Raw genomic sequence first — 14132 nt, forward strand, 5'->3', positions numbered from 1 at the left:
GTCAGCTCGGGGGTCCGGCCTGCGCCGTGGACGACCAGGTCGAACTCGGCTGTCCTTGACCGCCCTGATTCATCCACGCTTACCTGATAGCCGGTGGCGGTCGTCTCCACCGCGGTGAGCGTCGCAGAGCGCCAGGTCTGGATCCCGACCTGGGCGCTGCGGTCGATGAGGAGGTCGACGAGGTCGGGGTCGAAGGCATTCAGCGGTCGAGGTTTGCGGTCCAGGATGACCGGGGTGCTGCCGGCCCGGGCGGCGATGTGGGCGAACTCGAAGGAGATGAAGCCACCGCCGACGAACAGGATCCGTCGCGGCAGCTCGGGCAAGTCCAGGAACCCGGTGCTGTCTACCAGGTGCTCGTGCCCGGGCAGGTCCAGCGGGCGCGGGCGGGCACCGGTGGCGATGAGGAAGTGTCGGCCGGTGTAGGGGGCGTCGTCGATGGCCACGGTGTTGGGACCGGTGAACCGCGCCGTCCCGTGGAAGGTGGTGACCCCGTTGCCTGACAGCCCTTCCTCCATCTGCGCGGGGACGGGGTCGGTGAAGCCGTGCTTGTGCGCCATGAGGTCGGCCCAGTTGATCGACAGGCCGTCGTCGTCGATGCCCTTGCCGCGCATCAGGCGGGCGCTGTCGATGACCTCCGCACCGCGGCGCAGGATCTTCTTGGGGTCGCACCCGCGCAGGGCACACGTGCCGCCGTAGGGCAGGGCGTCGACGATCGCGACCTTCCACCCCGCGGAGGCGCACTTGTTCGCCGCCGTGACGCCGGCCATGCCGGCACCGATGACGATCAGGTCGTAGTCGTAGGTCATCGCGTGGCCTCCTGGGCCAGCCCCAGCGCTGCGTACAGCTGTCCCGTGGTCGGTGCCCCAGCCAGGCCGTCCGCCGTGGGGTAGACCCGGCACGACAGGCCCCCTGCTGAGTCTGGGGCGCAGAACGCGTCGGTATCGTCGACCAGCACTGTGGGTGAGCCGCGAAAGCCCACCTGTTGGGCCTGCTCGAGGGTCTCGACGCGCTGACGCCGGATCCTGACTTCCGGGTGCTCGGCCGCGATCGCGACCAACCTGCGGTCAGTCACCTTCCAGTTGGGGCAGTCCTCGAAGTAGAGCAGGCAGACGTCCATACCCGCGACGCTAGACCTTGTACCCTGGTACAAGGTCAAGCGTGCGGAGTAGGACAGGGCGAATGCGGATCGGAGAGCTGGCCGAGTCGGCCGGAGTGAGCAGTCAGACCATCCGCTTCTACGAGCGCCAGGGCCTGCTGGCCGAGCCCGCGCGCGGGGCGAACGGCTACCGCGTCTACGAGGAGTCCGCAGCCACACGGCTGCGCTTCATCGCCATGGCGCAGGCCGCCGGGCTCACGCTGTCCCAGATCCGCAGCATCCTGGACCTGCGTGACCAAGGGACCACCCCCTGCCAGCACGTCACCACACTCCTGGACACCAGACTCGCCGACGTCCGGACACGGATCCGCGACCTCCTCACGCTGCAGACAGAGCTCGAGACCCTGCTCCAGCGCAGCCGACTGCTAGACCCCGGCGACTGTGCACACCAGGACATCTGCCACATCCTGTCCCCGTCGCAGTAGTCTTCGCCCAGGCACGACCCGGACGCCGACCTCGCGCGCCAGCCATAACACGCCGGAACAAGGCGGGCTGTCCCGTCCGCCCACCGCAGCACCAGCATGGCCGATGGCGCGGGCGCAGCAGGTGAGTGTGCATCCACAGGGGGCCGGTCTGTCGCGGCCCGCCGCGGTACGCCAGTCCACCTGGCCCCCCGCGACGCACGGCACGCGGCAGTGCGCTAACATCGCTCTATGACGATGACAGCGAAGGTCCCGATCGGCCATGAAGGTCCGGAGCGCGATGCAGGGCTCCCCGTGGCGGCTGCGCTGTTCCACGGCCTGTCGGACCCGTCGCGGTTGGCGATCCTGCAGCACCTGAGCCTGGGCGAGCACCGGGTGCGTGACCTCACGGAACACCTTGGGCTGGCGCAGTCGACCGTGAGCGCCCACCTGGCGTGCCTTCGTGACTGCGGCCTGGTGGTGTCCCGGCCGCAGGGCCGGGCCTCGATGTTCTCGCTGACCAGTGCCCCCGAATTGCTGGGCGTGCTGGACGCGGCGGAGCGGCTGCTCGCCTCCACGGGGTCCGCCGTGGCGCTGTGCCCGAACTACGGCATCGGCACCGAGGGCAACCCCGCCCCGGAGCAGCTGCGCACGCACACGGGGCAGGGGGAGGGCGCGTGAGCCGCGAGGAGACCCCGCAGCGGGAGGTGGTCGTGGACGCGTGCGGGTGCGAGATCCCGCCGCCAGCCACCGGCGGTGGGGATGTCGAGGAGCCGGTCACCCGGCTGTGGGACGTGCGGGAGGTGCAGCTGGGCCTGCTCTCCGGCGCCCTGCTCGGAGCGGGGTTCCTGGCCGGGCTCGGCGGCTGGGAGACTGTGGAACTGGTGCTGGCCGCGGCGGCGCTGCTGGTGGGCGGGTCCACGTTCGTGCCCGGGGCGCTGCGGAGGCTGGCGCGCGGCAAGCTCGGGGTCGGCCTGCTGATGACCATCGGTGCCGTGGGTGCCACCCTGCTGGGGCAGGTGGAGGAGGCCGCCGCGCTGGCGTTCCTGTTCTCCCTCAGCGAGGGCCTGGAGGAGTACTCCCTGGCCCGGACCCGGCACGGCCTGCGGGCGCTGCTGGACCTGGTGCCCAAGGAGGCGACGGTGCTGCGCGGGGGCCGCGAGGTCGTCCTCGACCCCGCCCGGCTGGCGATCGGGGACGTGATGGTCGTCCGGCCCGGGGAGCGGCTGGCGACCGACGGTACCGTGCGCAGCGGGCGCAGCAGCATGGACACCTCGGCCATCACCGGGGAGTCGATGCCGGTGGAGACAGGCCCCGGTCAGGAGGTCTTCGCCGGCTCGATCAACGGCACCGGCGCCCTGGAGGTCACGGTGACCTCCACCGCGCAGGACAACTCCCTGGCCCGCATCGTGCACGTCGTGGAGACCGAGCAGTCCCGGCGCGGCGCCACGCAGCGGCTCGCGGACCGGATCGCCCGCCCGCTGGTGCCCGGCATCCTGGTCGCCGCGCTCCTGACCGCGCTGCTCGGCGCGCTCCTCGGTGACCCGTCGGTCTGGGTGCACCGGGCCCTGGTCATGGTCGTGGCCGCCTCCCCGTGCGCGCTGGCGATCTCGGTGCCGGTCACCGCGGTGGCCTCGATCGGCGCGGCGAGCCGCCGCGGGATCCTGATCAAGGGCGGTGCGGCGATGGAGGCCCTGGGCAGGGTCCGCACCGTGGCCCTGGACAAGACCGGCACACTCACGCGCAACCGGCCGGCCGTGGTCGACGTCGCTACCGCACCGGTGAGCGACCGGGACCAGGTGCTGGGGTGGGCGGCCGCGCTGGAGGCCCGCAGCGAGCACCCGCTGGCGGCAGCCATCCTGGCCGCCTCCGCCACGGTGCCCGCCGCACAGGACGTGCAGGCCGTGGTCGGCGCCGGCCTGGTCGGCACGGTCGACGGTGCGCGGGTCCGGCTCGGCAGACCGGGCTGGGTCGACCCTGGTGACCTGGCGGGTGACGTGCGGCGGATGCAGCAGGCCGGCGCGACCGCGGTCGTGGTCGAGGTCGACGGTCAGCCGGTCGGTGCCATCGCCGTCCGGGACGAGCTGCGGCCCGAGGCCGCCGAGGTCATCGCCCGCTTCGTCGACCACGGCTACACCGTGGCGATGCTGACCGGGGACAACCAGGTCACCGCACGGGCCCTGGCCGCCGAGGCCGGCATCGAGCAGGTGCACGCCGACCTGCGCCCGGAGGACAAGTCACAGGTGGTCACCGGCCTGCGCGCCCAGGGGCCGACCGCGATGGTCGGTGACGGTGTCAACGACGCGCCCGCGCTGGCCACCGCGGACGTCGGCGTGGCGATGGGCGCGATGGGCACCGACGTCGCGATCGAGACCGCCGACGTCGCCCTCATGGGTGATGACCTGCGGCTGCTGCCGTATGCGTTCGAGCACGCCCGCCGCACCCGCGCCATCATGCTGCAGAACGTCGTGGTCTCCCTGGTCCTGATCGCGGTCCTGATCCCGTTGGCCCTGCTCGGCGTGCTGGGTCTGGCCGCGGTCGTCCTCGTCCACGAGCTGGCCGAGGTCCTGGTCATCGCCAACGGCGTCCGTGCCGGCCGCAGCAGACACCTGGTCGCCCCCGGCGCGGCGCAGGACCGCGCCCACCTGGAAGGAGCTCACGCATGAGCGCAGGTCACGACCACGGGACCGTCACCACCCACCGGGGCCGGCTGGCGGTCGCGTTCGCGATCACCGCGACCATCCTGGTCGCCGAGGTCATCGGAGCGTTGTGGACGGGCTCCCTGGCCCTGCTGGTGGACGCCGGGCACATGCTCACCGACGCTGCCGGGCTGGGCATGGCGCTGGTCGCCGCGTCGGTGGCGCTGCGCCCACCGACCGCCGAGCGGACCTGGGGGTTCCGCCGGGCGGAGGTCCTCGCCGCCGGCGCGCAGGCGGCCGTGCTCCTGGGTGTCGGGATCTATGCCTTCGTCGAGGGCGTCCGCCGCCTGTACGAGCCGCACGAGGTCAGCTCCACCGGCCTGCTGATCTTCGGCATCGTCGGCCTTGCCGGAAACATCGCCTCCATGCTGGTCCTCAGCTCCGGACGCGGCGCCAACCTCAACATGCGCGCCGCGTTCCTGGAGGTCGTCAACGACGCCCTGGGGTCGGTGGCCGTCATCATCAGCGCCATCGTCATCACCACCACCGGGTGGGTCCGCATCGACGCCATCGCCGGCATGCTCATCGCCGCCCTCATCGTGCCCCGCGCCGTCACCATCCTGCGCGAGGCGGGCCACATCCTGCTGGAGTCCACCCCCAAGGGGCTGGACCTCGACGACGTCCGCGCTCACGTACTGGCGGTCCCGCACGTGCAGGACGTGCACGACCTGCATGCCTCCACCATCGCCACCGGCCTACCCGTGCTGACGGCTCACGTCGTCCTGGACGAGGAGTGCTTCACGGACGGTCACGCCGCCGAGATGCTGGCCCGTCTGCAGGACTGCGTGGCTGACCACTTCGAGGTCAGCATCGAGCACTCCACCTTCCAGCTCGAACCACCCGGCCACGCCGATCGCGAACACACCGCCCACGCCTGACCCTGCGAGAGCAGTCCGTGACGCTCACTACGGTCCTTCTCATGGGCCCCGAACACTTCGCGCTACCTTCGACCGGCGGACGGGACGCGCTCCGTGTTGCCCGCCCCCGACGGCCAGTCACATCTTGCCCCACAGTCTTGTAGTGGCTCTTCTACCGCGTGGGAGGCTGCCGGCACACCAGACCTACCCCCCATGGCTTGCGCCACAAAGGGCGCTGCGTGAAGCAGAGCCCCGCCGAACTGGTCCCAACAGGGTGGCGGCCCTACCTGCGGATTGTGATCCGGAGGAACACGACCACCTGAACCTGACCCCTGCGGGAGGATGACGGGTCCGGCGGTCGGCGGCCCCGGCGCGGTCGCGATGAACCGTCTGCGCGCGCTGACCGCTGCGCAGCGTGTCAGGGCGGGAGGCGAGGTCAGCCGTGACGTCCGGTGGCGCCGTGGTGGTCAGCGGGCCTTTCGTCGTGACCCGCGCCCGGAGCCCCGTCGGGGTGCCACGCCGGAGCGTCGTCGCGTTGGCGGTCTGGCGCGTCTTCGTGGTGCCACGCTGGAGCGTCGTCGCGTTGGCGGTCTGGCGCGTCTTCGTGGTGCCACGCCGGAGCGTCGTCGCGTTGAGGGGCTGGCGCGCCGTCGTGGTGCCACACTGGAGCGTCGGCCATGCCGCGGCCCTGCGTTTCGGCCATCTCAACGTGACGCTGCTCGTGGTCCAGGCGACTGTCGGCACAGAATCCCTGTCCGATATGCAGTCCCTCGACGAGGTCAGCGTCGAGGTGGTGCCACACCGGAGAGTCGGTGCTCCCGCCGCCGTCCCTTTCCAACATCTCAACGTGACGCCGCTCGTAGTCCACGAGACTGTCGGCACAGGATCCCTGTCCGATGTGCAGTCCCTCCACGAGGCCAGAGTCGGGATGGTGCGGCCCCGGTGCGAACGCCTCCGCGACCGGAAGGTCGGCCTGGACGGCGACCACGGGAGTGGCGCCTGAGACGCTCATGATCGCCGCAGCGAGCGCAACGCAGGTCCGCGGGAGGGTGGGGGTTCTCATGACTGCTCCTTGGCTGTGACCAGACCTCTGGAATCCGGTCACTTCCAACGATCCTCCCCTCTTGGGCGGTGCGATAGGGCATCGAACCGTCATGGGGTGTGATAATTACGACATCACGTAGGACTAGCTCGTCTATGAACCGACTGCCCTGCCGGAAACTGCATCCAGGGCTCAACAGAAGCGTCCGCTACTCGGCGTGGCCGGCCGTGGTCAGGCCCTTGCCGAAGCATCCGACTCTCAGCGGATCCGGTCTGTCACGCACCTCGGTGGTACAGCGATGTACCGACCGTCCCGCGGATCGAGCATTGCTTGTCGCCGGGGCTCGGCTACCGGTAGGGACCAGACAGATGGCGTGACGCGTCGTCGGAGAGTCGCTGACGCTCTGCTCGTTGCTGGCTGGCCCGGAGTCCCTCTCCCCCAGCGTCTACGTTCCGCTTGCCGGTCGCGGTAGGCGGTGCGCTGAGTCGACGGATGAGTCGGTTCTGGTGCCTGGCGACGTCGGGTTCCGTGATGGGCGGGCCGGTGGGGCTGGGGTCGGTCGGTGCGATGTCATGCGCCGCTCGCCAGACGGTGAGGTCACCGAGGAACTGGTCGTCGACGTCCGGGGGCAGAGATCGCTGCCACGGCCGGACGGACGCGCCGGCCTGCTGGCCCTGGACGGCGACGCGCTCGGCCAGCTGCTCGATTTGGTGAGTCAGCCGGTCCACGTAGTCGCTCGTCCCACTGTCCTGTCGCAGCACCGTTGGGACGTCGGGCAGCCACGGCAGGGGCTTGTCACGATGGGACGCGGGCGTGGTGCCGGCGATGCGCCAGGCGAGGGCGGCGGCGGGGTCGTCGGCCTCGACCAGGCTCTGCTTGCCGCGGTACCAGGTGGCCTGCTCGATCACAGCCCCAGGTGGTGTGCCGTCGACCCAGCGCAGCGCGAGCTGGCCGCGCAGGTGCGGGTAGGCCGGTTGCCCGGTGAGGCCGGGCATCCACTTCTCGAGCGCCTCGTCCAGATCGGCCATCTGCTCACGGCCGAGGTGGTTCTGGGCCAGGACCGGCAGGGCGTCCTGGTAGGCCAGCACCGCCTGCCGCAGCAGCTGGGCCGCGTCGCCACGCTCGACCGTCGTGGCCGACTGTGCGCGGCCGTCGCGGCCGAGGATGTCGGTGAGCACCTGCCGCGGCTCCACCACGGTGTCCTGGACCTCGGGGCCGACACCGTCCAGCGAGGGGGTGGGCGTGTCCAGGTAGAGGTGGTTGGTCTGCCGGCCGCGGGAGAGGGCGACGTACAACGCCTGGCGGGTCTCGGTCCCGTTCAGGACGGTGTGGGTGGTGTCCACGGTGGCGCCCTGGGCGCCGTGGATCGTGCTGGCGTACCCCAGCTGGACGTGCTCGGCCACGTACTCGACCGGCAGAGTGAGCCGGCCCAGCCTGCTCCTGCGCCGGTCAGCCTGGCGCTCGACCAAGACGCCGCCGTCTTGCCGGACGGCGAGCACGTGCCACCGGTCCCCGTTCTTGACCCAGGACCCGTCCGTGCCGCGCAGATTTCGGTCGTTGCGTCGGGTCAGGATGGTGTCGCCGGCGCTGGCACGGGTGCCGTCGGCGAGGGGAACCTCTTGTCCTGGGGCGCTCACGGTGGCGTCGAGACGGTCCTGCCGGGCACGCTGATTGAGCTCTCGGACGGTGTCACGAGTCGCGGCCAGCAGCAGACTGCTCCGACCCGCATCCTTGTCGGCGTTCCAGGCTGCGTACGCCGCCTCGACCACGTCCCCGGTGTCGCCGGTGTGGATCCGTCCGTGGTCGAGGTAGTGGTCCAGGGCGGCGGGGTCTCCGTCGCGGATCGCGAGGGTGGCGGCGCCTTCGGAGGGGTCGGTGAACCGGTGCAGCTCCGTCAGGGTGGCGGTGGTGCCGTGCGCGTGGCCCTGCTCGGCCAGGTCCCGGAAGATCCCACCGGCGGCGACGGCGGCCAACTGCTGGTCGTCCCCGACCAGCCGCACGCTCCCACCGGCGTCAACCATGTGCCGGACCACGGCCGCCAGGTCGCGGGTACCGGCCATGCCTGCCTCGTCGATCAGCACCAACGTTCCCGGGGCGACCGCTCCAACCACGGCGGACGTCGTCCCGGTCTCCGGTGAGGCGCTGCCCGCGGGAGTGTGGTGGAGGTACTTGGCGAGGGTGTCGGCGTGGATGCCGGTGGCCTTGCCGAGCTCTTCGGCGGCGACCGCGGTCGGTGCCAGTCCGAGAACGGTGCCGCCGGAGGCTTCCCAGGCCCGGGCGAGTACGCGTAGGGCGGCGGTCTTGCCGGCGCCGGCCGGGGCGAGGGCGACCTGGACCCGGCACCCGCTCGTGGTCAGGTTGCGGATCATCGCCGTCTGCGACCGATCCAGGCTCGGACCGTCCGCAGACTGGTCGGCCAGCACTTCGTCCACGATGAGCGGGTCTGCCTGGCGGCCGTCGCGGCGCAGTCCCAGGGCGAGGAGCTCGTCCTCGGCGGCCAGGATCGCCTTCGAGGTGTAGGCCTGGCTGCCGTGCACGGTGTGGGCGGGCTGTCCGTCCGGGCGGCGCAGCACCTCAGGTTCGCCCAGCTCCGGCGGCACCCCGACCGGCACCGAGAAGCCCTGCAAGACCCACCGCTCGACCTCGCGTGCGTGTTCCTCGAGCTTGTCCAGGGGGACTTGGGCGGTGCGCAGCTGGCGGAGGGTCTCGGCGCGTACGTGCCACACCTGCCACGTCGCCCGCGACCCCTCCAGCACCTTCAGCACCCTGGCCGCCACCACCTGGGGACGCACGTCCCCACCACGTCCCTGGAGACGTCCCCGGAAACGTCCCTGCTGCCGCGTCCCCACCTCCTGACCTGCGACGATACACGCGTCTTGACCACGTCCCCGGTCGCCTCCCTTACTGGTCCCTGGTCGCGTCCCCACCTGGCTCCGACCGCCGCGGCCACCACGTCGTCGGGGCTCTGATCATTGCGGGCGAGCACAACCGTAGCCTGCTCCCGCCAGGTCTGCCGTTGCTCGGCCTCGGAGCGCGGTTCGTGCTTGCCCGGTCGCGTCTCCAGGTTGGCCTGCTGCGCCAGCGCCAGCGACTCGACAGTCGTGGGCGTGCGACCGTGGTCGGCCCGGAAGGTGGCGGCGAGCTCGCGCTGCCGGGCCTCGATCGCTTGCCGCCGCGACGACCACGCGGACAGCAACCCGGGGTCGACGCCGTCGATCTCGCGGACCGGACGTTTGCCCTCCTGCCCTGGGCGGTCGGAGAAGGTAACACCGAGCCGGTCGACGAGGCCGGCTTCGAGGTGGGTGTTGTAGTGCTCAGACGCCATGACCTTGGCCTTGAACAGCATCCGCCCGTCCAGGGTCAGCCAGCGTCCCCCCTCCTCCGGCAGGGACTGGACCTTGTTGGAGACGACGATGTGGGTGTGCAGGTCCGGGTCCCCGGTGCGCGAGTCGCGGTGGTCGAACGCGGCCGCCACCAACCCGGTCACCGGCACCTGGCGGATGCCGCCCTTGCCGACACGGGTGAACGCCACCTCGCGCTCCAGCATCGCCAGCGTCGCGCGCACCGCACCGTGGTGCGCGGCCTCCACCTGCTCGGCGATCTCCGGGGAGGCGAGGGCCCACAGGGCCGAGACCGACTTCACCGGCGAGAACGTCAGGTCGAACCCGGCCACCGGCACCTGCGCGGGCCGTGACGCCTTGGCCACGAACCTCGTCAGCTCGGCGTCGTCCGCCGGTGCGCAGCCGTGTCGCTGCTCGAAGGCATCCCGGGCGACCTGGGTGCGGATCGCTGCCCGCTCCTCCGCGGGGATCGGTGCGTTCCACGCCAGCCCCCGGTTGGTGTTGTGCTCGCTGAACGCCCGGGCCGTCACCTGCGCAGTGTGGTGGCATCGAACCTCGGGAAGGCCCGCCCCAGCGCACCCCAGCCACGCTCGGCCGCGTCGGCCTCGTCGGAGCGGGGGTGGCGGCCCCGCCCGAACAGCAGCTTCATCTGCTCCTCGGTCACCACGTCGCCCTCGGCCAGGTCGAGCCCGACCAACCCGGTACCCAGCCAACGACCGGGCGCCTCGCCCTTCTCCTCGTAGTAGGCGGTCAGGCCGGCCTGCCGGCGCTCGGTGGCGTCGTGCGCGGCGACCTGCTTCGTCAGGTACGTGTACCCACTCCCCGCGGCGAGCTTGTGCAACGTCATCACGCACACCACAGGCGGACCGAGCAAGCCCCCGGGGTCCACGAACTCCACCGAGTGCACCAGGTGTGTCCTCGATCTTCCTGTGGCAAGGCAGGCGGCAGGTGTGATCGACGCCGGGGTCGAGCGGTGTCGACCGGGCTGATCGAACCTCTCAGGTGCGCACCGGGGAGCTGGGTCCTTCGAGCGACGGCTCACATATCGGGAGGTGCGGCATGCGGTGGGAGCGCGATGTCCCGGCTGAGGCGTTCGGTGAGCGCCCGGTCACGCTCGGCGGTGGCGTGTTGGTACCGCAGGGCGACGGAGACGTCGGTGTGGCCGCCGCGGTGGAGCAGCTCGGCGAGGGTGGCGCCCTGCTCGGCGTACTTGCTCAGGCCGGTGTGCCGGAGGTCGTGGAAACGAAAGCCTGGCCGGCCTGTCGCCTCGCGAGCGACTCTCCATGCCTTGTCCAGGGCGGTCTGGGAGACCCGGGCGCCGCGCAGCCCTGCCAGGACCGGTGCGGTGCGTCCTGCAGGGGTGTAGGCGTCGAGGTGGCCCCGGAGGGCAGGCAGCAGCGCCTCGGGGAGCGCGACCGTCCGGACGCTGTCTGCCTTCGGCGGTGTCAGCGCGTTGGCCTTGACGTTCCACTGCCGACGGACGTGGAGCACCGCCCGCCGGGGGTCGTCCAGCTGCTCCAGGTCTCGACGCTGCAGTCCCAGCAGCTCGCCGATGCGCAGGGCGCACCAGGCGGCGAGGGGGATGGCGATCTGCAGGTGCGGCGGCATCGCCTCGGTGAAGGCCCTCACCTGCTCCGGCGACGCGACGTCGCCGTGCTCGTCCTCGGGGCGCACGCGCCGGTGCTTGGGCGCGGCCGGGAAGGCGAAGCGCTCCAGTCCCCCGGCCTGCGCCTTCACGGCGGCGTTGAGCATGGACCTCAGCACGATCACGGTGTTGGGCGCCACGCCGTTGACGCGGGCACCAGGGTGTCGTCGGGAGGGGCGGCGGGCCAGGGCGGCGAGGTGCTCGGCGACACGCTCGCTCGTCAGGTCCACGAGCCTGACCTCCCCGAGCTCGGGGAGCACGTGGTTCCTGAGCACCGAGCGGTAGGAGACCACGGTCGCGCGCGAGCGTCGGGGGTCGTCCTCCAGGGAGGCCAGCCAGATCTCGGCCCACTCCCCCAGCGTCATCGCCTCGGTCTCGGCCCGCGCAGCGGCAGCCTGCCGCTCGGCGCGGCGCTGCGTCGGCGGCACGAACCTGCCTCGTGCGACGTCCGCCTTCGCGATGTGCAGGGCGGCCTTGGCGTCGGTGATGGTCTCGAAGACCCCCAGCGAGTGGGTCCTGCCCTCGTGGTCCATCCGGACCCGGTAGCGACCCCGGAACCGAATGATGCCGGGCGGCAACCGGGCTCTGGTGTCCTTCGTGCTCACGTCGTCAGCCTCCAGATCCGGCGAGGGTGTGTCAGCCCTGTGTCAGTTCTGTGTCAGTTTGGGTGGTCATCTGAGGCTACTCCTGACCACCCCTGTCCAGACGCACGAAACCCCCAGATCCCCGCCCTCATGCGGAATTCTGGGGGTTGACGTGCGACAGCCGCACGACGTGAAGGCACGGGAGTGGAGGTGGCGGGAATCGAACCCGCGTCCGTCGCCAGGAATCCAGGGCTTCTCCGGGCGCAGTGCGCTGTGGATTTTCTCGGCCCCAGGGCTCGCGCGCACACGTTCCCTGACAGGCCCAGTCACGTAGGAGTCCCGCGCCGTCCCGTGACGTGACGACGCAGCAAGTCCTCTAGCTGATGCCAGACACTGAGACGAGGACTAGCTCAGGCTGACAGACTTCGGGCTCGCTCAGGCGGCGAGGGCGAAGTCGCTGCGCTTGGAATTGGCAGCTATTGGTTTCGCAAGGAGCGTTGAGAGATGACCTTGCATCCTCGACCCGCTTCCCCTGAGACGCTGAACGACGTCGAAACCGATCACCCCCATGGGGTGCCTTCACGCTGTGCAGTTGTCAAGGTGCCCGTCCGCGACCCCTGGGGGTCACGGGCGGAACATCATCGTACGTGGGTCAACGCCACCGGGTCCACAGAGATTCCCGCGAGGGTGCGCCCCGACGGCCGGTGGCGGGTCAGCCGCGCCCGTAGACCATCTGGACGAAGTGCGCGACCTTGTCCTCGGACACGTGCCGCGCCAGGTCGGACTCGCTGATCATGCCGACGAGCCGGCCGCCGTCCACGACGGGGAGCCGCTTGATCTGCTGGTCCCCCATGGTGTCGACGATGCGGTCCACCTCCTCGTCCGGGCCGACGGTGGAGACGATCCCCTGCGCGATTGACCCGACCGTGGTGGTGGTCAGGTCGGCCCCCTCGGCGACGCCGCGCACGACGATGTCCCGGTCGGTGACGATGCCGGACAAGGCGCCGTCCATCGCCAGGACCGGCAGCGACCCCACCCCGTGGTCCCGCATCACGGCGGCCGCGTGGGCCAGGGTCTGCTCCTCGGTGACGGTGTGCATGTCGGCGGTCATGATCTCGCGGGCGGTGCTCATCTCGCTCCCTTTCGACGGGGGGTATGCGGTCTGGTGCCTCCCACCCTGCCCCTCACCGGGGACGGCGGCAACCGGACCAGGCGACGGGGGGACGAAACAGGACGACCGCATACCCGCTGCTCACCTAGACTGGCCCGGTCATGCCCAAGGAAACCGGACGCAAGATCGTCGCGAACAACAAGAAGGCCCGGCACGAGTACCTCATCGAGGACACCGTCGAGGCCGGCCTCGTGCTGACCGGGACCGAGGTGAAGTCGCTGCGGCAGGGGCGTGCGTCCCTCGTGGACGGCTACGCCACCTCCTACGGCGGGGAGCTCTACCTCGAGGCTGTGCACATCCCGGAGTACACGCAGGCACGTGGACCAACCACTCGGCCCGCCGGCGCCGCAAGCTGCTGCTGCACCGCGACGAGATCGACAAGCTCGTCGCCAAGGCGGACCAGGCGGGGTACACGATCGTCCCGCTGTCGCTGTACTTCAAGGACGGGCGCGCCAAGGTCGAGATCGCGCTCGCCAAGGGCAAGAAGCTCTACGACAAGCGGCAGACGCTGCGGGAGCGACAGGACCGTCGCGAGGCGGAGCGGGCGATGTCGGCGCACCTGAAGCGGCACGGCTGACGGCCGACCGCTTCGTCAGAGCCAGGTGCGCGGGTTGACCGGGGTGCCGTTCTCGCGGGTCTCGAAGTGCAGATGGCAGCCGGTGGAGGAACCGGTCGTGCCCTCGTAGCCGACGACCTGTCCGCGGCCCACCGACTGTCCCGGTGACACGGCGAAGCTCTGCAGGTGCAGGTAGGCCGTGGTCAGGTTGACCCCGCGCTGCACGCCGTGGTCGATCACCACGTAGTTGCCGCGGCTGTCGTCGTAGGGGGTGGAGTGCACGACCCCGTCGGCGGCGGCGCTGATCGGGGCCCCGCACCCGCCGCTGAAGTCGATGCCCGAGTGCAGGAGCGTGACGCCCAGGATCGGGTGCAGCCGCATCCCGAACTCGCTGGTCACCGCGCCCGCCACCGGCTGGGACAGGAACCCCGAGGACGACTGCGCCGCGACCTGGGTGACCTGCGCCCGGCGCTCCGCCTCCGCCTCCGCGGCCGCCTGCCGCTCCCGCTCCTGGGCGCCTCGCGGTCCGCGGCCTCCTGCGCGGCCCGCTCGGCGCCGCGCCTCCTGCGCCGCCGCCTCCGCCCTCCGCCGGGCCTCCGCGGCGGCTGCCTCGTGGCCACGGCGCTGCGCGTCGGCCTCGGCCTGGCGCTCCGTTCGGCCTCGCGCTCGGCAGCCCGCTG

The 14132-nt window shown here is 71.3% G+C and carries 13 protein-coding genes, 1 other RNA gene and 1 pseudogene; 6 read left to right on the top strand and 9 right to left on the bottom strand.

The window, feature by feature from the left end:
- Both BJF81_RS10185 and BJF81_RS10190 read right to left on the bottom strand, forming a co-directional pair.
- Positions 1-806 (bottom strand): FAD-dependent oxidoreductase (locus BJF81_RS10185; RefSeq protein ID WP_143780788.1); only part of this gene is annotated, 806 nt, incomplete at its 3' end.
- Positions 803-1117, bottom strand: coding sequence for a thioredoxin family protein (locus BJF81_RS10190; protein ID WP_075958247.1), 315 nt, complete (start codon positions 1115-1117; stop codon positions 803-805). The genes BJF81_RS10190 and BJF81_RS10185, both read right to left, overlap by 4 nt.
- Positions 1118-1179: 62 nt before the next feature.
- On the opposite strand from BJF81_RS10190, the gene BJF81_RS10195 reads away from it, so the two are divergent.
- The 5 genes from BJF81_RS10195 to BJF81_RS10215 all read left to right on the top strand — a co-directional run bounded on the left by BJF81_RS10195 (position 1180) and on the right by BJF81_RS10215 (position 6116).
- Positions 1180-1581, top strand: coding sequence for a heavy metal-responsive transcriptional regulator (locus BJF81_RS10195; RefSeq protein ID WP_075958248.1), 402 nt, complete (start codon positions 1180-1182; stop codon positions 1579-1581).
- A 234-nt stretch (positions 1582-1815) separates the two neighbouring features.
- On the top strand, positions 1816-2238 hold the full coding sequence (locus BJF81_RS10200) for an ArsR/SmtB family transcription factor (protein WP_229735030.1): 423 nt from the start codon (positions 1816-1818) through the stop codon (positions 2236-2238).
- Positions 2235-4223: a heavy metal translocating P-type ATPase gene (locus BJF81_RS10205; protein ID WP_075958250.1), complete on the top strand. Its 1989-nt coding sequence runs from the start codon at positions 2235-2237 to the stop codon at positions 4221-4223. The genes BJF81_RS10200 and BJF81_RS10205 overlap by 4 nt, the downstream gene beginning before the upstream one ends.
- The gene (locus tag BJF81_RS10210) at positions 4220-5134 is read left to right on the top strand and encodes a cation diffusion facilitator family transporter (protein ID WP_075958251.1); all 915 of its coding nucleotides are present in this window, start codon (positions 4220-4222) and stop codon (positions 5132-5134) included. Before BJF81_RS10205 ends, BJF81_RS10210 begins: the two co-directional genes overlap by 4 nt.
- A gap of 439 nt (positions 5135-5573) precedes the next feature.
- Complete coding sequence (locus tag BJF81_RS10215; RefSeq protein WP_143780789.1) at positions 5574-6116, top strand: hypothetical protein; 543 nt, start codon at positions 5574-5576, stop codon at positions 6114-6116.
- Positions 6117-6502: 386 nt separating this feature from the next.
- On the opposite strand, the gene BJF81_RS10220 is transcribed toward BJF81_RS10215, so the two are convergent.
- The 6 genes from BJF81_RS10220 to BJF81_RS10245 form a co-directional block, all read right to left on the bottom strand.
- Complete coding sequence (locus tag BJF81_RS10220) at positions 6503-8947, bottom strand: ATP-dependent DNA helicase (RefSeq protein WP_075958253.1); 2445 nt, start codon at positions 8945-8947, stop codon at positions 6503-6505.
- A complete protein-coding gene (gene mobF / locus BJF81_RS10225) occupies positions 8914-10026 on the bottom strand; it encodes a MobF family relaxase (protein ID WP_075958254.1) in 1113 nt (370 codons plus the stop codon). Before mobF ends, BJF81_RS10220 begins: the two co-directional genes overlap by 34 nt.
- Positions 10023-10343 carry a relaxase domain-containing protein gene (locus BJF81_RS18635; RefSeq protein ID WP_202817470.1) on the bottom strand — a complete coding sequence of 107 codons (321 nt, stop codon included), beginning with the start codon at positions 10341-10343 and terminating at the stop codon, positions 10023-10025. The genes mobF and BJF81_RS18635 overlap by 4 nt, the downstream gene beginning before the upstream one ends.
- Positions 10344-10534: 191 nt before the next feature.
- Positions 10535-11746 carry a tyrosine-type recombinase/integrase gene (locus tag BJF81_RS10235; RefSeq protein ID WP_141337748.1) on the bottom strand — a complete coding sequence of 404 codons (1212 nt, stop codon included), beginning with the start codon at positions 11744-11746 and terminating at the stop codon, positions 10535-10537.
- 181 nt (positions 11747-11927) lie between these two features.
- Positions 11928-12293: a transfer-messenger RNA gene (gene ssrA / locus BJF81_RS10240) on the bottom strand.
- Positions 12294-12437: 144 nt separating this feature from the next.
- Positions 12438-12857, bottom strand: coding sequence for a CBS domain-containing protein (locus BJF81_RS10245; protein WP_075958257.1), 420 nt, complete (start codon positions 12855-12857; stop codon positions 12438-12440).
- A gap of 140 nt (positions 12858-12997) precedes the next feature.
- On the opposite strand from BJF81_RS10245, the pseudogene smpB reads away from it, so the two are divergent.
- Positions 12998-13473, top strand: a pseudogene (gene smpB, locus BJF81_RS10250) (SsrA-binding protein SmpB).
- A 15-nt stretch (positions 13474-13488) separates the two neighbouring features.
- Here the strand turns inward: smpB and BJF81_RS18035 are convergent.
- Positions 13489-14132: M23 family metallopeptidase (locus tag BJF81_RS18035; protein ID WP_158068660.1), on the bottom strand; the 644-nt coding region annotated here is incomplete at its 5' end.

This window comes from Ornithinimicrobium sp. CNJ-824 (assembly GCF_001942405.1).
GTDB lineage: Bacteria > Actinomycetota > Actinomycetes > Actinomycetales > Dermatophilaceae > Ornithinicoccus > Ornithinicoccus kibberensis.

Bases quoted from the DNA above. Each gene is read 5' to 3' on its own strand.
- BJF81_RS18635 (WP_202817470.1), bottom strand. From the start codon at position 10,343: ATGACGTTGCACAAGCTCGCCGCGGGGAGTGGGTACACGTACCTGACG.
- BJF81_RS10245 (WP_075958257.1), bottom strand. From the start codon at position 12,857: ATGAGCACCGCCCGCGAGATCATGACCGCCGACATGCACACCGTCACC.
- BJF81_RS10195 (WP_075958248.1), top strand. From the start codon at position 1,180: ATGCGGATCGGAGAGCTGGCCGAGTCGGCCGGAGTGAGCAGTCAGACC.
- BJF81_RS10200 (WP_229735030.1), top strand. From the start codon at position 1,816: ATGACAGCGAAGGTCCCGATCGGCCATGAAGGTCCGGAGCGCGATGCA.
- BJF81_RS10210 (WP_075958251.1), top strand. From the start codon at position 4,220: ATGAGCGCAGGTCACGACCACGGGACCGTCACCACCCACCGGGGCCGG.
- BJF81_RS10190 (WP_075958247.1), bottom strand. From the start codon at position 1,117: ATGGACGTCTGCCTGCTCTACTTCGAGGACTGCCCCAACTGGAAGGTG.